The 18,447-nt window shown below is 49.7% G+C and carries 20 protein-coding genes; 8 read left to right on the top strand and 12 right to left on the bottom strand.

What is annotated here, in order from left to right; translation table 11 throughout:
* Positions 1–213: 213 nt before the first annotated feature.
* Genes MWL85_RS11295 through MWL85_RS11285 form a run of 3 tightly spaced genes read right to left on the bottom strand, consistent with a single transcriptional unit; the run spans position 214 to position 2,059 of the window.
* Entirely contained in the window at positions 214–1,146 is a 933-nt protein-coding gene (locus MWL85_RS11295; RefSeq protein ID WP_244400171.1) for an IS3 family transposase, read from the bottom strand.
* A gap of 5 nt (positions 1,147–1,151) precedes the next feature.
* A complete protein-coding gene (locus MWL85_RS11290; protein ID WP_244400172.1) occupies positions 1,152–1,586 on the bottom strand; it encodes a hypothetical protein in 435 nt (144 codons plus the stop codon).
* A gap of 17 nt (positions 1,587–1,603) precedes the next feature.
* Positions 1,604–2,059 (bottom strand): hypothetical protein, encoded by a 456-nt coding sequence (locus tag MWL85_RS11285; RefSeq protein ID WP_244400756.1) that lies wholly within the window; start codon positions 2,057–2,059, stop codon positions 1,604–1,606.
* 180 nt (positions 2,060–2,239) lie between these two features.
* Here MWL85_RS11285 and MWL85_RS11280 point away from each other — a divergent pair, with 180 nt between their 5' ends.
* From MWL85_RS11280 to miaA, 7 genes are all read left to right on the top strand, one after another.
* Positions 2,240–3,388 carry a lactonase family protein gene (locus MWL85_RS11280; protein ID WP_244400755.1) on the top strand — a complete coding sequence of 383 codons (1,149 nt, stop codon included), beginning with the start codon at positions 2,240–2,242 and terminating at the stop codon, positions 3,386–3,388.
* Positions 3,389–3,456: 68 nt separating this feature from the next.
* The gene (pyrF, locus tag MWL85_RS11275; protein ID WP_244400754.1) at positions 3,457–4,287 is read left to right on the top strand and encodes an orotidine-5'-phosphate decarboxylase; all 831 of its coding nucleotides are present in this window, start codon (positions 3,457–3,459) and stop codon (positions 4,285–4,287) included.
* Between the two features lie 9 nt (positions 4,288–4,296).
* Entirely contained in the window at positions 4,297–5,364 is a 1,068-nt protein-coding gene (lpxD, locus tag MWL85_RS11270) for a UDP-3-O-(3-hydroxymyristoyl)glucosamine N-acyltransferase (protein ID WP_244400753.1), read from the top strand.
* The gene (locus MWL85_RS11265) at positions 5,354–6,784 is read left to right on the top strand and encodes a bifunctional UDP-3-O-[3-hydroxymyristoyl] N-acetylglucosamine deacetylase/3-hydroxyacyl-ACP dehydratase (protein ID WP_070707141.1); all 1,431 of its coding nucleotides are present in this window, start codon (positions 5,354–5,356) and stop codon (positions 6,782–6,784) included. The genes lpxD and MWL85_RS11265 overlap by 11 nt, the downstream gene beginning before the upstream one ends.
* A gap of 3 nt (positions 6,785–6,787) precedes the next feature.
* Complete coding sequence (gene lpxA, locus MWL85_RS11260; RefSeq protein WP_244400752.1) at positions 6,788–7,606, top strand: acyl-ACP--UDP-N-acetylglucosamine O-acyltransferase; 819 nt, start codon at positions 6,788–6,790, stop codon at positions 7,604–7,606.
* Positions 7,607–7,647: 41 nt separating this feature from the next.
* Positions 7,648–8,220 (top strand): IS1096 element passenger TnpR family protein, encoded by a 573-nt coding sequence (locus MWL85_RS11255; RefSeq protein ID WP_244400751.1) that lies wholly within the window; start codon positions 7,648–7,650, stop codon positions 8,218–8,220.
* Positions 8,220–9,080, top strand: a complete 861-nt coding sequence (gene miaA, locus MWL85_RS11250) for a tRNA (adenosine(37)-N6)-dimethylallyltransferase MiaA (RefSeq protein WP_244400750.1) — start codon at positions 8,220–8,222, stop codon at positions 9,078–9,080. The genes MWL85_RS11255 and miaA overlap by 1 nt, the downstream gene beginning before the upstream one ends.
* A 503-nt stretch (positions 9,081–9,583) precedes the next feature.
* Here miaA and MWL85_RS11245 read toward each other — a convergent pair.
* The 6 genes from MWL85_RS11245 to MWL85_RS11220 form a co-directional block, all read right to left on the bottom strand.
* Positions 9,584–10,069, bottom strand: coding sequence for a ferritin (locus MWL85_RS11245; RefSeq protein ID WP_244400749.1), 486 nt, complete (start codon positions 10,067–10,069; stop codon positions 9,584–9,586).
* Positions 10,070–10,268: 199 nt separating this feature from the next.
* Entirely contained in the window at positions 10,269–11,267 is a 999-nt protein-coding gene (locus MWL85_RS11240; RefSeq protein WP_021903900.1) for a class II fructose-bisphosphate aldolase, read from the bottom strand.
* Between the two features lie 260 nt (positions 11,268–11,527).
* Positions 11,528–11,983: a YqaA family protein gene (locus tag MWL85_RS11235; protein WP_244401882.1), complete on the bottom strand. Its 456-nt coding sequence runs from the start codon at positions 11,981–11,983 to the stop codon at positions 11,528–11,530.
* Positions 11,984–12,013: 30 nt separating this feature from the next.
* On the bottom strand, positions 12,014–12,898 hold the full coding sequence (locus tag MWL85_RS11230; protein WP_244400748.1) for a hypothetical protein: 885 nt from the start codon (positions 12,896–12,898) through the stop codon (positions 12,014–12,016).
* A 16-nt stretch (positions 12,899–12,914) separates the two neighbouring features.
* Positions 12,915–14,204: a phosphoribosylamine--glycine ligase gene (gene purD / locus MWL85_RS11225; protein WP_244400747.1), complete on the bottom strand. Its 1,290-nt coding sequence runs from the start codon at positions 14,202–14,204 to the stop codon at positions 12,915–12,917.
* Between the two features lie 18 nt (positions 14,205–14,222).
* The gene (locus MWL85_RS11220; protein WP_244400746.1) at positions 14,223–16,382 is read right to left on the bottom strand and encodes a S9 family peptidase; all 2,160 of its coding nucleotides are present in this window, start codon (positions 16,380–16,382) and stop codon (positions 14,223–14,225) included.
* A gap of 479 nt (positions 16,383–16,861) precedes the next feature.
* Between MWL85_RS11220 and MWL85_RS11215 the strand changes: the two genes are divergently transcribed.
* Positions 16,862–17,248, top strand: coding sequence for a hypothetical protein (locus MWL85_RS11215; RefSeq protein ID WP_244400745.1), 387 nt, complete (start codon positions 16,862–16,864; stop codon positions 17,246–17,248).
* Between the two features lie 95 nt (positions 17,249–17,343).
* On the opposite strand, the gene MWL85_RS11210 is transcribed toward MWL85_RS11215, so the two are convergent.
* From MWL85_RS11210 to MWL85_RS11200, 3 genes are read right to left on the bottom strand one after another with little or no spacing between them, the layout of a single operon-like run.
* Entirely contained in the window at positions 17,344–17,829 is a 486-nt protein-coding gene (locus MWL85_RS11210) for a hypothetical protein (protein ID WP_244400744.1), read from the bottom strand.
* A gap of 16 nt (positions 17,830–17,845) precedes the next feature.
* Positions 17,846–18,028 (bottom strand): hypothetical protein, encoded by a 183-nt coding sequence (locus MWL85_RS11205; RefSeq protein ID WP_021902720.1) that lies wholly within the window; start codon positions 18,026–18,028, stop codon positions 17,846–17,848.
* 1 nt (position 18,029) lies between these two features.
* A complete protein-coding gene (locus MWL85_RS11200) occupies positions 18,030–18,323 on the bottom strand; it encodes a hypothetical protein (protein WP_021902721.1) in 294 nt (97 codons plus the stop codon).
* Between the last annotated feature and the right edge of the window lie 124 nt (positions 18,324–18,447).

The raw sequence follows: 18,447 nt of genomic DNA, 5'->3' as shown, positions 1-18,447 counted from the left end.
AAGTCGGACAGGTCGGACGAGTCGGACAAGTCGGACGCCGCACTAGATCGGCAACCTGTGGTTTCCTGAAAAAGGTTGACTCGGTTAATGTTACGTTGTTATTAATCCTGCTTTATGTTGACTTTCTAGCCTTTAGTCCTGTGAGGGGTTGACTGGAGGGCGTAGCCCGTAAGGAAACCCCTCACAGGACTAAAGGTACCAAAACTTGGGCACCTATCCTATTTTTTGATTTTCAAGGTACTCCTCTCTATAGCTTTTCCACCTCTTGGGGATTTTCCCTTTGCACTTTGAGGCTTCAACAGGTGTCATATAGTCGAGACTCATGTGAGGCCTTTTTGTGTTGTAAAACTCTATGACTGAGGTTAATTCAGCCTTTGCCTCTTTGATGGTTTTAAAACGTTTGCCTTTTAAGAGCTCATTCTTTATAGTGTTATTGATCCTCTCTGCTTGTGCATTATCTTTGGGATCTGGGGTTTCTGTCATACTTATATCTATGTCATTCTTTTTAAGAATATCCACATACTGGTGGCTGGCATACTGGCAGCCTCTGTCTGAGTGATGAATGAGCTTATCGTTAGCTTTACCATTCGATTTAAGTTTCTTAAGTGCCTGATTTAGAGCTTCAATAGGGTACTTAGTGTCTAGGCTATCGCCTAGGCTCCACCCGACAATTTCTTTTGAGTATGAGTCTAAGATCACGGATAGGTAGCTAAACTTATGATGTACTCCGTCATAATGGATGGGGATATACGTTATGTCGCTCACCCATACCTGATTAGCTCTTTCTGGTATCATATCTTTTACGAGGTTACCATAGAGCTTAAAACCGTGATTGGAGTTGGTGGTTCTCGGCTTTCTTTTACGTTGCCTTAGCTTCAAGCCGTGCTTGTCTAGAGTGTCAAGAAAACGGTCTCTCCCTAGTGGAGTCCCCTCCTTAAACTCTCGCTTATACATATGCCACAGCTTCTTACCGCCCATGCCAGGGGCTTTCTCTCGGGTCTCAAGAACGTACTCAACAGCCATCTCTTCAAGTGCCATATTGGCATGAAGTTTTGACTTTTTTCGCTTGTAATAGGCTTGCTTACTTACACCAAACAGGTCGCAAAGGAGCTGTATTGTATATTTCTTCAGATCCTGTGCGTGCAAGCGATCTACCGTTTGGTGCCAGCTTTTTTTCTTATTTGGATGCGGAAATTCTCTTCTGCCACATTGATTAATTCATTCAATGCATCTGTCAAAACAGTCTGCCTAAAAAGCTGTTTTTCAAGCTCTTGAACCCTTCTTTCTAAATCAACTGAGCTTTTCTCAGGCGCCCCGCCTGACGCCCCGCCTGACGCCACATCCGAATAATAATACCTGCGATATCCGCGGTGCTCTTCTTGTTTCTTCTTTTTCTTCGCCTTCATCTCTATAACTTCGTCTAACCCAGAATCTAGGTACCTATGAACCCACTCCAGGATCGTAGTCCTTCCAATAGGGACAAGGTGTGAAATCTGGGTATAACCTAAGTTTTCCTCAAAATAGAGGTGAATAACTCGGTCAAAATAAATCTTCTGGAGTTGACTCCTTTTTACAAACTTACTCATAAAAATCTATCTATGAGTCAACTTTTTCTAGGACAAGACAACCACCGTACCTGCACACCACACCACCACACCGCACCATCGCCACACCACACCGCCACACCACCACACCACACCGCCACACCACCGCACCACCACACACACCGCACCACCACACCACCGCACCACCACACCACCACACCACACCGCACCTGCACCACACACCGCACCACCACACCACCACACCGCCACACCACACACCGCACCACCACACCGCACCGCCACACCGCACCACCACACCACACCGCCACACCACACCGCACCGCCACACCACCACACCGCACCGCCACACCACCACACCACACCGCCACACCACCACACCACACCGCCACACCACAACACCGCACCACCACACCTGCACACCACACCACCACACCGCACCACCACCACACCACACCGCCACACCACCGCACCACCACACCACACCATCGCCACACCTCGTGGCACTTTCTATCACCTATCTATTGGGCCGTCCGACCCGTCCGATCTGTCCGACTCGTCCGACTTGTCCGATAAGGTACCTTTCAAAGGCTAAAAACCTCTAACTTCTTGGAGAGTTAATCGGAAATGGTTATCTTGCACTTAGTTAGAGAAATTTGGAGTAGAATCAGATAATAATGGATAATAAGTTATACCGCCCAACTCATCTATTCCTAGGGACTATTGCACTACTGCTTGCTATGGGAGTCAGCTCTTGTGGCTTGCTTTCACCGCAGTCCAAGGAAGCAGACAGCTATGGTCATGAGCCAGCTAAAAAACAGACCCTTCTGGTCGGCACCTATACTCAAAATAGGTCGGAGGGGCTCTACTCATTTAGCTTTGACCCACGCACCCTCAATGTGAAGCATCGCAGCACACTCATCACCCCCAATCCTACCAGTCTGGCACTCGATAGGGAACGGGGAATTATTTATACCGCCAATGAGCAATCGTCGGAGGCGATGGTGAGCTCGCTACAACTTGATGGGGTGAGTGGTCGTCTCACGGCGATCAATAGCTCCTTTACCTTGGGTGGCTCTCCACGGTCGGTGGCGACAGATGGCCGTGGCAAGGTGGTCTCTGCTAATTATGATGCGGGCTCTATCACCCTATTTTTTGCCGATGAGGCGGGACTACTTGGTCAGCCCGATTGGCATATTCTACTGGGTCAAGAGGGAGAGTCGCACCCTAGCGACCTCTGCTTTTCGCCCAACGGCAACGAGCTCTTTGTGGTGGATGCGGGGCAGGACAAAGTGTATCACTTCAATGTCAGTAGCAAGAACCCACCACTCACCATTGATGTAGAGACGACCGACCTACCCAAGGGAAGTCGCCCAAAGAGCATCGCTATGGACTCGTCGGGTAAATTTCTATACCTACTCACGGAGCAAAACCCAGAGGTGATCCTATATAAGCATCATCGGGGCAAACTCACTGAGGTAGAGCGATTTTCGCTAAGTGGTGACCCCCAAAGCCGTGGAGGTCAACTATGTCTCAGCCCAGATGGGCGTTACCTCTATGTATCGGAGTGGGGACGTGAGAGCCGAGTGACGATATTCAAGGTAAATAAGTTGATGGGGCAGCTAACCAAGGCTGGGACACAGAGTGTAGGTCAGCAACCTATGGACCTTGCCTTTAACCCTTCTGGTCGATGGCTCGCAGTGGCGTGCCAAAAAGCCAATAAGGTAGAGTTTTACAGCTGTGATAGGGAGAGTGGTCTATTGCGAGCGCAGAAAGACCTCAGCATCGCTATCGACCAGCCAGCTTGCTTGCTTTGGACCGAATAGCGGGCATTTTGATAAATTTAACGATATTTGCAGGAACATTCGGTCAGTTACCTTTTTAACCAACGCTTATGGATAGAGCGGAGCTTATACAAGAGATAGAGAGGAAGCGGAGCTTCCTCTGCGTAGGACTAGATAGTGACCTACGCAAGTTGCCTGCCTGCCTTCCTCAAAATGAGGAGGGGCTTCTCGCCTTTAATAAAGCCATCATTGATGCCACAGCGGCCTATGCCGTGGCGTACAAACCTAATGCGGCCTTTTATGAGGCGATGGGTAGCCGAGGGGTGGCGGTACTGGAGCAGACGGTTAGCTACTTACAGCAGGAGCACCCTGAGTGCCTAGTAATCCTAGATGCCAAGCGGGGAGATATCGGCAATACTTCGGGGCTTTATGCCCGAGCTGCCTTTGAGGAGATGGCGGTAGATGCCATCACGGTGGCTCCCTATATGGGGGAGGATAGCATTGCCCCATTTATGGGCTATTCTGGTAAGTGGGTGGTACTCCTTGCGCTGACCAGCAACAAGGGGTCGGCTGATTTTCAGCAACTACAACTCTCCAATGGGGAGCGACTCTATGAGCAGGTGCTCCGCACTTCGCTCCAATGGGGTACGCCCTCTAACATGATGTACGTGGTAGGGGCCACTCAGGCGACACACCTAAAGCATATCCGCACGATTGTACCCGACCACTTCCTTTTGGTGCCAGGGGTTGGAGCACAAGGGGGATCGCTTCGTGAGGTGGCTCAGTATGGGATGACCCGTGAGTGTGGGCTACTCGTCAATAGTTCGCGTGGCATCATCTACGCTAGTTCTGAAGCGGACTTTGCAGAGGTGGCAGGAGCGAAAGCGGCCGAGCTACAGTCTGAGATGAGTGACTACCTACGTACCTACGCAGGTATATAAGAGATTAAAATGAAGTTTACAGCAAAAGAGATCGCAGACCACTTAGGTGGTGAGGTGGTGGGCAACCCTGATGTGGTGCTCACCGACTTTAGTAGTATTGAGAAGGGGCGAGAGGGGGCTCTCTCTTTCCTCTCTAATATGCAGTATGAGAGCTACCTCTACAGCACAAAAAGCAGCGCTGTACTGGTGAATCACGATTTTGAGCCTTCGCAAGAGGTGACGACCACGCTCATCAAGGTCCCCAATGCCTATACCGCTCTTGCCGAGCTACTAAAACTACGCAATGAGGCGGAGGAGAAGCCAATGGGGATCTCCTCTCTTGCCTATGTGGATCCGACAGCGGTGATTGGTGAGGGGGTTTATATTGGTCCCTTCTCCTATATTGGTCGCGACTCGGTGATTGGAGATGGGGTGAGGATTTGGCCCAATGTATTTGTGGGGGGCAGAGTAACCATCGGTGAGGAGAGCCGTCTCTATAGCATGGCGGTGATCTGCGACCATACAGAGGTGGGACGCCGTTGCGTAATCCACTCGGGAGCGGTGATCGGTGGGGATGGCTTTGGCTTTGCCCCTGATGCCGACGGCTACCACAAGATTCCACAGACGGGTCGGGTGGTACTGGAGGATGATGTGGAGATCGGTGCCAATGCCTGCATTGATAGAGCTGTGATGGATGCCACTGTGATTCGTAAGGGAGCGAAGATCGACAACCTGGTGCAGATTGCACACAACTGCGAAGTAGAGGAGCACACCGCCATCGCAGCACAGAGCGGGATAGCAGGTTCGACCACTATCGGTGCGTGGAATGTACTGGCTGGTCAGGTGGGTATTGCAGGGCACTTGAAGACGGCACCGCACGTTACTTTCGCTGCCAAGACAGGGGTACTAAGTGATATCAAGGAGCCTAATACCGTATGGTTTGGCTACCCCGCACAGCCACATATAAAGGCGATGAAAGCCTCGGCAAAGTTTGTCCAACTTCCAGAGATGGACCGCGAACTCTATCAGTTGAAAAGCGAAATAGAGCAGCTGAAGGAGGAGCTGAATCAATTGAAAGCAGAGCATCATGGCAAATAAGAACAACTCGGGTGGCACTACGCAGAAGCAACATACCCTAGGTGCCGCCTTTGAACTAGAGGGAAAGGGGCTACACACAGGACTAAATATCAAGGTGCGCTTCAACCCAGCTAATGAGGGGCACGGCATCAAGATCTGTAGGGTGGACCTTCCGGAACGACCTACCATACCGGCATTGGCTGAGTATGTAACGATGACGGAGCGTGGCACGGTGCTCTCCAATAAAAAGCTACAGGTGAGCACGGTGGAGCATGCAATGTCGGCTCTCTATGCTATGGGAGTGGATAACTGCTTAATCGAGGTGAATGCCCCTGAGATCCCTATCTTTGATGGAAGTGCGATAGAGTATATCCACCAGATAAAAAAGGTGGGGGTGGTAGAGCAAGCAGCAGTTAGGGAGGTCTATGTGGTGAAGCGTAAGATAGAGGTGAAGGGTGAAAATGGCATCTCAAAGCTGACCCTTCTCCCCGACAATTCCTTTGGCCTCCATGTGCTGATCGCTTTTGATTCGAAGGTGCTCTCCAATCAATTTGCCTGTCTGGACGACCTTACCACCTATCCTGAGGAGATCGCCCCTGCCCGTACCTTTGTATTTGTGCGAGAGATAGAGGCTCTTCTGGATAATAACCTGATCAAGGGGGGCGACCTCGACAATGCGATTGTGATCTACGACCAGGAGATTCCGCAAGAGAAGATGGATAAGCTGGCAAAAACGGTGGGGACGACCTCTATCCCTGCAGACCAACTGGGCTATATCAATCATAAGCCTCTGCAGTATCCCAATGAGCCAGCACGCCACAAGCTCCTTGACCTGATAGGGGACTTGGCACTGATTGGCCGACGGATCCAAGGGCGTGTGATCGCTACCTGCCCGGGGCACTCAATCAACACCAGTTTGGCGAAGATGATCCGTAAGGATATTCGCCTCAATCAAACACAAGCTCCTACCTATGACCCTAATGAGGCACCGCTCCTGAATATCCAAGAGATTAAAGGGCTGCTTCCGCATCGCTACCCAATGCTACTGGTGGATAAGGTGATAGAGATTGGACCTGAGCATATTGTGGGGGTGAAGTGTGTGACAAATAATGAGCCTTATTTCGTGGGTCATTTCCCCGATGAGGCGGTGATGCCAGGGGTACTACAGGTGGAGTGTATGGCACAGATTGGGGGGCTTTTGATCCTAAATCAGATGGAGAACCCTGAGGACTACTCGACCTATTTCCTAACAATTGACCATGCGAAGTTTAGGCAAAAGGTGGTGCCGGGGGATACGATGGTGGTGAAGGTAGCTTTGATAGGGCCTGTCCGCCGTGGCATTGCCAATATGAGGGGGATGATATTCATTGGCGAGCAACTCGCTTGTGAAGCAGAGTTTATGGCGAAAGTTGTCCGAAATACAGAGAGTAAGGATCAGTAAAATATGAACGAACAGACTAATTCGTCGGTAGAGACGACCAAGATACACCCGCTTGCCATTGTTAGCCCCAAGGCAAAGCTGGGAGCAGGCGTGGAAGTAGGACCATTTGCCGTCATCGAGGATGATGTAGAGGTGGGCGAAGGAACTAAACTACTGAGTGGTGCTATTTTGCGTAACGGAGCACGCATCGGTAGGGAGTGTACCATTCACCCCTATGCTGTGGTGGGTGGCGAGCCTCAGGATCTGAAGTTTAAGGGGGAGGAGAGTGTGGCGATTGTAGGGGATCGCACCACGATCCGCGAGTATGCTACGATCAGCCGCGGTACCGCCTCCAAGGGTTTTACCAAGGTGGGGTGCGATGTATTGATCATGGCTTATGCCCATGTGGCTCACGACTGTGAGGTGGGCGATAAGGTGATCATTGGCAATGCCTGCCAAATAGCTGGCGAGGTGGTGATTGATGAGCAGGCGATACTCGGTGGGGGTACTCTGGTGCATCAATTTGTACACATCGGTTGCCATACGATGCTCCAAGGGGGTACACGCATCACGAAGGATATCCCGCCCTACACTCTGATCGGGCGTGAGCCGGCTATCTATTGTGGCATCAACATCGTAGGACTGAGACGTCGCCAGTACACTAAGGAGCAGATCTACCTGATCAATGACATCTATCGGACGCTGTACAATCGTGGGCTGAATAACACGGAAGCGATTCAGGTGATCAAGGAGGAGTATGATGATCTGCCTGAGAAGAAAATCATCCTCGACTTTATTGAGAAGTCGGCTCGTGGCATTGTGCGAGGAAGCTCTCTGGATTAAGGTGGGGTAAAATCAACTTTTATAGACTATCAATATAGCGTATGATATATCGTTTTGTGATGGTGAGTGATGAGGTACCGGGCTTCTTGAGGGAGATCCGTATTGATGGCACCGCCACATTTTTGGAATTGCACCGAGCGATCTTGGAGTCGGTAGGCTACAGTGATGACCAGATCACAAGTTTCTTTACCACGGATAAGCAGTGGCGTCCAAAAAAGGAGATCCTGCTGATGGATATGGGGTTGCACGCCACCGATGATGAGTATTATCTGATGGATGATACCTATCTCGATGACTTCCTCGATGAGAAGGGGGATCGCATACTCTATCAATTTGATCAACTCGGGGACCGTTACTTCTACCTCGAGCTGAAGGAAGTGATCCTTGGAGAACAGCAAGATAAGCCTCAATGCACCCGTCGGAAGGGGGAGGCACCAAAGCAAACTTCGGACGTGGAGGAGCTACTGGTGGCGGAGCCAAAGAAACCGAAGGCAGCACCTATTCCAACGCCTGAGCGGGAGGAGCTGGAGGAGTTTGACAATGATAGCTTTGACCTCTCGGAACTAGATGCCGAGGGCTTTGATATCTCTGGGGAGGAGTCGTCGGAGGAGTAATGAGCCGTGGCAAGCTGATCACTGTGATTGGTGCAACGGGGGTGGGCAAGTCGGCCTACGCCCTACAGCTTGCGAAGGCACTGAATACAGAGATCGTATCGGCAGATAGCCGACAGATTTATCGTGGTATGGTGATAGGCACCGATGCCCCCTCTCAGGAGGATAGGACAGCGGTGCCTCATCATTTCGTGCAGTGCCGAGAGATTACGGAGCCATATAGTGCCTATCAATATGCGGAGGAGGCATTGGCACTATTGGACACGCTAATGACCAAGTATCCAGTGGTGGTAGCGGTGGGGGGCAGTATGATGTATCTGCAAGCCCTCCTCTATGAGATGGATGAGGTCCCCCTACCCTCGCCTACGCTTCGCGAGGCTCTTTGGGAGCGGTTTCATGAGGAAGGGGTGGTGCCTTTGCGAGAGGAATTGCAGAAGGTAGACCCTGATTATCTGGCTCGTATTGACCCTAATAACCATAAGCGGATCATCCGTGCTTTGGAGGTGTACCATACCACGGGGCGTCCATTCAGTAGTTTTCATACGACACCGGCGCCACGAAAACTTCCGTTTGAGGTAGAGCTACGGATGGTGACACGTCCACGTGAGGAGCTGTATGAGCGCATCAATCGGCGGGTGGAGCAGATGGTGGCGAAAGGACTGGTGGAGGAGGTAAGAGCACTCCTGCCCTATCGGGAGTATAATGCACTCAACACCATTGGGTACAAAGAGATCTTCCCATACCTCGACGGAGATATTTCGCTAGAGGAAGCAACTCGGCTAATTGCTAAGCATTCGCGCACCTATGCCCGACAGCAGATCGCTTTCTTCTCAAAGTGGCAAGGGACGGAGGTACCTTTATAAGGGGTACCTAATCGGACAAGTCGGTGGGGGTCCCTTTTTCGGACAAGTCGGACAGATCAGACAAGTCGGACGAGTCGGACGGTCCACCAAGATAAGTAGCGAGCCACCTAGCCATCGAGGCGTCCGACTTGTCTGAGGAAGGCACCCACCGCACCCGACAGGGTGCCATTCAGCTAGCCCCCGTGTCGGAGGGGGCAAACGCCCCCGAACGACCGGCGGGGAAAAGGATACGGTATATGTAATCGACCCTAGCGGTCGCACAAGCCTATGTAGGTGCGACCACAAGGGTCGTGGTATTTGGGGTCCCTCTCAACCCGCCGGTCTTCGGCTCTACGAGCCTCGACCGGGGGCTAGCTGAGTGGCACCCTTCGGGTGCTCCATCGTGGCGTCCGACTTGTCCGACCTGTCCGACTTGTCCGACCTGTCCGAGAAAGGCACCCACCGCCCTAGGCGTAAAAAAAAAGCACCCCAATCGGGGTGCTTTTACTATTCACTTTTTGTGATTACTCGCGGCCAGCTAACTGGCAATCAATCATCAAGTAGCCGGCATCACCATTGGCTAGCTTGAGACGATCAACGATACCAGCAACGGTATCCTCTTCCTCTACCTGCTCATCAACAAAGCGACGGAAGAAGTTTTCAGTAGCATAGTCGTTTTCCTTACGAGCTGCAGCTACAATCTCGTTGATAGACTTAGAAACGAAGCACTCATGCTCGTAGGCCTTCTCAAAATAGGCTACTACGCCCTCCAACTTCGACTCAGCTGTCTTAATATCGTGTAGCACAGGGGTCTCACCACGCATAATCACGTAGTTGACCATCTCCTCAGCGTGAGCGATCTCCTCTTTGTACTGCGCGTCGAACCAATGAGCGAAACCATTCCAGCCCTTGATGGCCATATCTATAGACATCTGCTTGTAGATGAATGCAGACTCGTACTCGAGCTGAATCTGGTCATTTATCTTCTTTAATACATCTTTCTTGATCATAGTTCAATTAATTTTATAAGGTTCTTAATTCTTACCTCCTACAAAGTTAGTTAGTTTTTCAGTCATTTGCAATAGTATTGCCCTTTATTTTAGAACTTTACCATTGGAATGGTCTACCCCAACATGCTCCCGACTGATCCAATTAAAAAGGGTGCACAGAAGCTTCTGCACACCCTTGTATTTATAAGGAAGAGGATGGTTACTCTGCCTTTCCGTCGCTACCAAGTACCTTCTCGATCTTGTGCATGTAAAGCTTCTTGAGGCTCTCACGTGCTGGACCGAGGTATTTACGTGGGTCAAACTCCTCTGGGTGGTCAACGAAGACTTTGCGCACAGCAGCAGTCATCGCAAGACGACCATCAGAGTCGATATTAATCTTACAAACAGCAGACCTAGCCGCCTTGCGGAGCTGCTCCTCTGGAATACCTACCGCATCCTTGAGCTTACCGCCGTGGGTATTGATGATCTCCACCTGATCTTGTGGAACACTTGATGAACCGTGAAGAACGATTGGGAAGCCTGGAAGCTTCTTCTCGATCTCCTCTAGGATATCGAAGCGAAGTGGAGGTGGCACGAGATGACCATTCTCATCTGGGTGGCACTGCTCTGGAGTAAACTTGTAGGCTCCGTGGCTGGTACCAATAGAGATGGCCAATGAATCTACACCTGTGCGAGTAACGAAGTCGATCACCTCCGCTGGCTGAGTATAAACGTGCTCCTCGGCCTCTACGTCGTCCTCAATACCAGCTAGCACACCGAGCTCACCCTCTACCGTAACGTCAAACTGGTGAGCATAGTCTACCACCTGCTTAGTGAGCTTGATATTCTCTTCGTAAGGAAGTGAGCTACCATCGATCATCACGCTAGAGAAGCCCATCTCAATACAGCTCTTGCAAGTCTCGAAGCTATCACCGTGGTCGAGGTGAAGAACGATTTGTGGGTTCTTAGCACCGAGCTCCTTGGCATACTCCACAGCTCCCTGCGCCATGTAGCGAAGAAGGGTCTGATTGGCATAAGCACGTGCTCCCTTAGATACCTGAAGAATCACTGGAGACTTGGTCTCTACAGCAGCCTGAATGATGGCCTGCAGCTGCTCCATATTATTGAAGTTGAAAGCTGGAATAGCATAGCCACCATCTACAGCTTTAGCAAACATCTCGCGAGTGTTTACTAGTCCTAAATCTTTGTAATTTACCATGTCGTCAAAAAATGATCTAACTAATATGATTATTTATCTTCTTACCTTCACTTCACAAAGTTACAGAAAATAATCAGCACTTACCAAGGTTTGTGGAGATAATTAGTGGGACGGCGGTACCTCTATCGGACAAGTCGGACAGATCGGACGGGTCAGACAAGTCGGACGCCGCAATAGATGGGTGCTCGCCAGAGCCGTCCGACCTGTCCGACTTGTCCGACCTGTCCGAGATAGCACCCCCCTGTCCGAGTAGGCATCCCCTACGCAGCTAGCAGGCCGGCAATCCAATCAAAAGCTCCGAAGACGACGAGGTAGCGGAGGAATTTACCAAGGAACATCCAAAAGGCGACGGGCCAAACCCTCGCCTTGAGCAATCCTAGGGCGACGGCAAAGAAATCGCCCACGCCAGGGAGAAAAACGAAAAACGCCATCCATGACCCTTTGTCCTGGAGCCACTGAACCCACTTATTGACTTTCTCTTCCGGCATCTTGAGGTACTTGGTGATCCACTCTGTCTTGCCGAGCCAGCCGAGCCAGTAGCAACTCATGCCCCCTAGGAAGTTGCCAATAGTAGCAGCCACTAGCACCGGTACATACTCTGCTCCGGCAGCAAGGACGCCAACCACTACTGGCTCAGAGCCAAAGGGGAGGACGGTGGCAGCCAAAAAGGCGGCTAAAAAGACGCCTATGTATCCATACTGAATTAAGAAATCTATCATCCTATAAAAGCAGAGTGTTTAATGAAGTCAGCCCCACACTTTGAATGCCCAAAGGGCAAGGGTGAAAAGGGTGAGAGGAAGGACAATCCAACGGCTATCACGCTCTGTAGCAAAGTGCACGGACATAATACCACTGACGAAGATAGCACCGAGGATAAACAATTGTGGGCCCCCACTCTGCGCCCCATAGAGCAGGTGAAGAAGCATCAGGATCCAAGCCAACTGGACGTGAAAGTTCAATGCCAACCGCACTCTCACCACACTGGTCCGAAGGCTCTGAAAACAGGCAATAGTAATGAGTAGTAGGTATAGAAGGTCCAAGAGGATCAATGGCCACTCAGAAAGAGGAGCTAGCTGGATCTGGGTGATCGGAGCAATACCGGCCTGTAGGAAGCTAGCTACTCCCTCCCAACTTCTTGGGGCAAAGAGCATGAGGGCGAGTAGCAGGATGGAGATGGTACCGATAAGGAGGGCGGTAACATGGCGTCCTGAAAGGCTCTTAATTCCTCTCAGCTTGGCCAAGATAAAGGGATAGAGGAGGATACTGGCGGGGTGGATAATCAATAAACACCCCAACAGTACTCCAAGGTTGTGCACAAAAAAGGGGGAGCGGCTATGCCTAAGTGAGGAGACAATGCCGTCGCTCAGCATAATGATAAGGACCAATCCAAGTAGCCCCAAACTAACTTGTGCAGTGGGAAGTAGGAGGTGTGCAGCAAAGTAGAGGGTCATCAGCAACCACCCCACCAGCGAGGAGCGGGTAGAGCCATACGCCAACTCTCCATGTCGCTTTGCCGATAGCACAACAAAGATCAGCAGAGCAGCAATGAACCAAGGAGAGGAGACGAGTAGGCCCCACCACGTATCTAGCTGTGGTAGTAACTGGCTGACGATGGAGGGCTTAGGGAACATGGAGTGGAAAGAAGAATCACAGCTTCAATAGATCCTGCCCAATGTCGTGGCGGTAGGTGATGCCTTCGTAGTGCACACCTTGCAGACGATGGTAGGCTTTATCAAGGGCCTCCTGAATGGTATCGCCCATAGAGGAGATGGCAAGCACACGACCACCAGAGGTGACCACCCCCTCTTCTTGGGAGGCTGTACCCATGTGAAATATCTGTAGGTCAGGAGTAGCCTCACCCTCTAGCCCTGTGATAGGGTAGCCTTTTTGATACGCTTCGGGATAGCCTTTGGAGACGGTGACGACCGTGGTGGCCACTTGATCAAACTCTAGGAGGGGCTCCATCTGTCCCAGCACCTGCTCTTTGAGTGCCAGCATAGAGCCGACGAGATCGCCCTTGATGCGTAGCATCACCGCCTCGGTTTCGGGATCGCCCATGCGACAATTGTACTCAATCACGTAGGGGTCGCCAGCAACGTTCATCAGTCCGAAGAAGATGAAGCCACGGTAGTCAATTCCTTCGGAGTGGAGCCCTTGGATAGTGGGGCGGATAATGCGCTCTTCCACCTTTTGGATAAAGGCATCATCCACAAAGGGAACGGGAGATACCGCCCCCATACCACCCGTATTGAGCCCGGTATCGCCCTCGCCAATACGTTTGTAATCCTTGGCGGTAGGGAGAAGCATATAATCTCGGCCATCGGTGAGGACAAAAACGGAGCACTCGATGCCAGAGAGGTGACTCTCCACCACAACGGTGGCACCGGCGGAACCAAACTTACCCCCTAGCATCTCTTTCATCTCGGCCTCAGCCTCCTCTAGGGTCTCAGGAATGACCACTCCTTTGCCGGCAGCCAAGCCATCGGCCTTCAGCACGTAAGGGGGTCGCTCTTCTCCCCTCAGATAGCGAAGCCCCTCCTCAAGGGTCTCACTAGTAAAGGAGCGGTACTTGGCAGTAGGGATACCATGGCGAAGCATAAAGGCTTTGGCAAACTCTTTGCTCCCCTCCAATTCGGCACCGGCCTTGGTAGGACCGACAATATGGAGGTGGCTCAGCTGGGGATCAGCCTGTAGGAAATCAACGATTCCCTCTACCAAAGGCACCTCGGGACCGACAATCACCAACTCGATCTCTTTTTCTTTGATCAACTGAGCGATGGCTTCAAACTGCGTGATGCCGATAGGCACATTGTGGCACTTGGGTAGGCTACCGCCATTGCCTGGAGCCATATAAATGTGGGTGATCATATCGCTCAACCCTATTTTCCATGCAAGGGCCTGCTCTCGGCCACCGCTACCGATAATTAATGCTTTCATATATCTATGCTCTTGGCTTTACTTCAAATGATCTTCAAAATAACGACAAATCACCTTGTGGAGGTGCACACGGTCCTGACCGCGGACGTTGTGCTCATCCATCGGATAAACCATGTAATCAGGAAGGGTGCCAGCCTTGACACTCGCCTGAAGGAATAACTGGGAGTGCTGCCAAAGGACAACGGGGTCCACCCCTCCGTGGATGAGCAGTAGGCGACCCTTGAGATCTCCAGCACGCTCAATGAGGTTGCTCTCTTGGTAGCCTTGAGGATTCTCGGCAGGAGTATCCATATAGCGCTCACCATACATCACCTCGTAGTAGGCCCAATTCATCACTGGACCTCCAGCGACCCCTACCTTGAAGGTCTCTGGGTGGCTGAGCATCAGGTTGGTCGCCATAAATCCGCCAAAGCTCCAACCATAGACGCCGATGCGATCGGCATCCACATAGGGAAGGCTGCGAAGGTAGTCGATGCCGAGCATCTGATCGGCCATCTCTACCTTTCCTAGCTGTCGGTGGGTGATGGTCTCAAAGTCCATACCACGATTGGAGGTACCACGATTATCTAGGGTAAAGACAATGTAGCCCTCTTGTGCCATATAGGTGTCCCACCCCATATGAAGTGACCGCCAACTATCTGTAACGAGCTGAGAATGAGGACCGCCATAGACGTAAAGGACCACTGGGTATTTACGACCAGGCTCCAACTCTGCGGGGTGGGTCAGCTTGTAGTAGAGGTCGTCGCCCTCAGCTGTTTTGAGGCTACCAAGCTCTACAGTAGGACGGTATTTATTAGCTAGAGGATCCTCGGCACGCAGTAGCTCACGCACTTGTCGCTTCCCTTTTAGTGAGATCAGTTGCTCCACTGATGGGGTATCCAGATTGGAAAAGCGATCGTAGGCGAGGCTAAAGTCGGGAGAGAGCCAAACGTAATGGGTGCCATTGCCCTCGGTGATACGCTCTACGCGAGGACGCTTGAGGGAGACTCTGTAGAGGTCTTGACCAATGGGGTAATCTTTATTGGAGGTGAAGTAGATGTAACCGCTGGCCTCATCAATGCCCATCAGCTCCTTCACCTCCCATGCTCCATCTGTGAGCTGGGTGAGCAAGTGCCCCTCTCTGCTATATAAGTAGAGATGATTGTAGCCACGGACACGACTGAGCCGCACAAAACGGCCATCTTGCAAGAAGCGAATAGGAGTAGAAGGCTCAATGTACTTGGGATGGGTCTCCTTAAGGAGGGTACGGACCAATCGACCTGTAGCAACGTTGTACTCCCGGAGGTTAGTCTCTGCCTGGCTACGCTCTACTTCGTCAATCACAAGGCTCTTGCTATCGGGAGTCCAAGCGAGATTAGTAAAGAAGCGGTCGGTGGGAGCACCCGTCTGTAGGTACTGGATGGTTCCCTTCTGGCTGTCGTAAATGCCAATGGTCACTTTTTCGCTCTTGCGACCTGCCATTGGATATTTGATGGGTTGGTACTGGGCAATCTGTGGATTGATCTGGACAATGGGGTAGGACTCTACATCGCTCTGATCATTGCGATAAAAGGCGAAGTATCGGCCATCGGGTGAGGGGAAGAGTCCGCCATCAATACCGAACTCATTGCGGTGCACGGAGACACCGTAAGCGATATCAAAGGAGCCATCGGTGGTGAGCAGCTTGGGCTCTTGCCCAGGGGTGACAACGGCAATGTTCTGCCCATCGGAAAGAAGGGCATAATGCCCTTGTGCAGTGGGTGTGAAGTGGGTCCAACGCTTCCGATCAAAGCTATAGCGATAGACTTCTTGTTGCTTTTTATAATCCCAAAGCACCCAATCGCCTCCTACATTGGCACAGAGGAGGTCGCCTTTGAAGTGCATGTAGTAGGGAGTAAGGCCAAGGCTCTCTCGGCTGGCAATCAGTTGTCGCCCTTGGATGCCCTCGGCATACAAACCATCTTCCTGAAGCACAAGGAGCCCTTCATTGACCATATTGAGGGACTGGGTGCTCTCCGGCATCAGCTGGGCATACTGAATGGAGCCAGGGGTGGCCTCTTCGATGCTCCACGGGCTCTTGGTGGTTTGTGCTACGGCACTGATACTTAAGCTCGCTAGTAGTGGTATAAGTGCGAGCATCCATTGGATCGTTACGCTACGTCTCATGATATCTATTTTGGATGTTTGATTTATATTCATACAAATCTACCAAAAAAGCACGGAACCACTTGCCCCAACGTTTCGTACGACAGGGGTTACGCATTAGAAAGGTCTTTAGCAAGGTGTCTATGAGTAAGGACCTCGCAGAGGTCCTTCAAAGCCTTTTATTTGTTGGTGATTAGTGAAGAGGCTATTCATTATGCACTCCGTGCAACAGCCTCAAGTGGAGGGCGTCTGACTCGTCTGACCTGTCCGACCTGTCCGACTCGTCCGATTAGGTCCCCCCGTGCCTCCCCTGGAGGTCCTTATCTATAGCTTATGGGAAGCGGGAAATAGGTACATTTGTGGTTGCATACACACACTATAGGGACATAAAAAAGATAATATATATATGGAATAGATTGTATTACGGTCATTACTACTACAATCGTTGGACCCAGATTTTATACTATAGAATATTTGGGATGATCCTCATTCGCATTCCGTACAGATTGGGCATGATCAATAAAGAGAAATACATGAGAGTAAATAAGGAGGTAGTAAGAAGTCTGACAAATGAAAAGATCAGTACCATAGTGCTCCTTTCTGATACAAGCATGCTGGCATTCACGACACTTATCCTATGGACCATTGCAAACTTCACCACCTTACTAATACCGAGTGCATCACCAGCAAAGCTAAGTAGAGCAACCTTCATAGTCATTACCGCCATCGTGACTTTACCGATTAACTACTTTACCCTATGGAGGAAAGATAGGTATCTAAAATACTTCATAGAATTTCGTAAGACATCATCGTTAAGAAATCGGATTTGGTCCATCATCAGTATAAGTACTTTGATTCTAGCCCTGCTCTTATTTATCCTAAGTATGCACCTGATGGGTAATAACCCAAAAAGTGTGTAAGGCTGAAAACTCCTTTGAATTGCGAATATACTTTTTTCGCTTTGCTTCCCATAAACAACAAAGATAGACCTATAAAGTATAGATTTCTCTTATTATCATACATTGTAGAGGGGTTGAATGGATGGTAATTGTTCCTTCAGTTTAATGTAGTATGGAAGCCAGTCTTTGTATTGATCTCTATAAAAAATTTCATCACACATCAATATCATATCATTTAATCCATTATCATTGCATAGCTTTGCAATGATTAAGCCTCTGAGTTGAGCATCTAGAGCACCAGAAAGAATTCCAACTCCTCTATCTTGCCAAACCTTACCCACCAATGTTAGTTCATTCATCCTCTTTAATATATTTGGAAGAGAGGAATAATGTTCTATAAAGTGCTTGCCCTTTTCCTCATAATAGTTGATGTAAGAGTTCGCAAAATCGAGTAAATTAACCTCATTATCTAATTTCCTGGGATCATTCATGCTAAAGTTAACCTTGTCAGAGACTGTAGATAAAAAATACTTCTTTTCATCATAAAAAAACCTCTTTTTAATTGCTGCTTTCCCAAAAAGTGAAATGATGTTTTCTTCCACATTGGCAATTGAGATACTAGCACCTGATATATATATCCCCCCCCAGATCCAAAAAGTTTATAAAGAATGTCACTACGTAGTTTTCGGTTTTCATTACATATGTCGGATCTCCACCACTTTTAACGCCCTTGTATCCATATTTGTCAAAGTGTGAATCAAAAGCCCCAAATACGATTCCCTTTTTCTCTGATTTAACCATATTATCTTGCAATATCTATTCTTTGTATTTCAACACTTAAAAGATTATCAATACCATGGTCGTGTATTCTATATATGTTATCTGCCTTTATCTGTTTTTCTTTTGTGTTAACATTCAAGTTTTCTCTGCCATACATAACTCTCATTGTTTGATGTTTATTCTTAACAATCGCCCTAAAGCCTTCTATTTGTCTTTTGGTATAAGAGGTAGTGCCGCTGAGTTTGTTTTCTATTATGAAAGCATCGACTATGTTGTCAAAAGCGTCATACTTAATCAATGCGATGTCTGCTTTCATATACCCATTAGCCGTTTGACATTTTGAGGCACTTCATTTAGCCATTTGTCTCATTTCTCTTTTAATTTCTATTCCATACATTATTTACGTTTGTATTATCTCATTTTGGGAATTAAGATTTAAG

It is taken from the genome of Porphyromonas somerae (assembly GCF_022845615.1).
Classification (GTDB): Bacteria; Bacteroidota; Bacteroidia; order Bacteroidales; family Porphyromonadaceae; genus Porphyromonas_A; species Porphyromonas_A somerae.
The sequence above is the reverse complement of the archived record's forward strand: the minus strand, read 5'-3'. Positions and strand labels throughout refer to the sequence as shown.

Coding starts and splice junctions, on each gene's coding strand:
- MWL85_RS11290 (WP_244400172.1), bottom strand. CDS start 1,586: ATGAGTAAGTTTGTAAAAAGGAGTCAACTCCAGAAGATTTATTTTGAC.
- MWL85_RS11280 (WP_244400755.1), top strand. CDS start 2,240: ATGGATAATAAGTTATACCGCCCAACTCATCTATTCCTAGGGACTATT.
- pyrF (WP_244400754.1), top strand. CDS start 3,457: ATGGATAGAGCGGAGCTTATACAAGAGATAGAGAGGAAGCGGAGCTTC.
- lpxD (WP_244400753.1), top strand. CDS start 4,297: ATGAAGTTTACAGCAAAAGAGATCGCAGACCACTTAGGTGGTGAGGTG.
- MWL85_RS11265 (WP_070707141.1), top strand. CDS start 5,354: ATGGCAAATAAGAACAACTCGGGTGGCACTACGCAGAAGCAACATACC.
- lpxA (WP_244400752.1), top strand. CDS start 6,788: ATGAACGAACAGACTAATTCGTCGGTAGAGACGACCAAGATACACCCG.
- MWL85_RS11255 (WP_244400751.1), top strand. CDS start 7,648: ATGATATATCGTTTTGTGATGGTGAGTGATGAGGTACCGGGCTTCTTG.
- miaA (WP_244400750.1), top strand. CDS start 8,220: ATGAGCCGTGGCAAGCTGATCACTGTGATTGGTGCAACGGGGGTGGGC.
- MWL85_RS11245 (WP_244400749.1), bottom strand. CDS start 10,069: ATGATCAAGAAAGATGTATTAAAGAAGATAAATGACCAGATTCAGCTC.
- MWL85_RS11240 (WP_021903900.1), bottom strand. CDS start 11,267: ATGGTAAATTACAAAGATTTAGGACTAGTAAACACTCGCGAGATGTTT.
- MWL85_RS11230 (WP_244400748.1), bottom strand. CDS start 12,898: ATGTTCCCTAAGCCCTCCATCGTCAGCCAGTTACTACCACAGCTAGAT.
- purD (WP_244400747.1), bottom strand. CDS start 14,204: ATGAAAGCATTAATTATCGGTAGCGGTGGCCGAGAGCAGGCCCTTGCA.
- MWL85_RS11220 (WP_244400746.1), bottom strand. CDS start 16,382: ATGAATATAAATCAAACATCCAAAATAGATATCATGAGACGTAGCGTA.
- MWL85_RS11215 (WP_244400745.1), top strand. CDS start 16,862: ATGAGAGTAAATAAGGAGGTAGTAAGAAGTCTGACAAATGAAAAGATC.
- MWL85_RS11205 (WP_021902720.1), bottom strand. CDS start 18,028: ATGGTTAAATCAGAGAAAAAGGGAATCGTATTTGGGGCTTTTGATTCA.
- MWL85_RS11200 (WP_021902721.1), bottom strand. CDS start 18,323: ATGAAAGCAGACATCGCATTGATTAAGTATGACGCTTTTGACAACATA.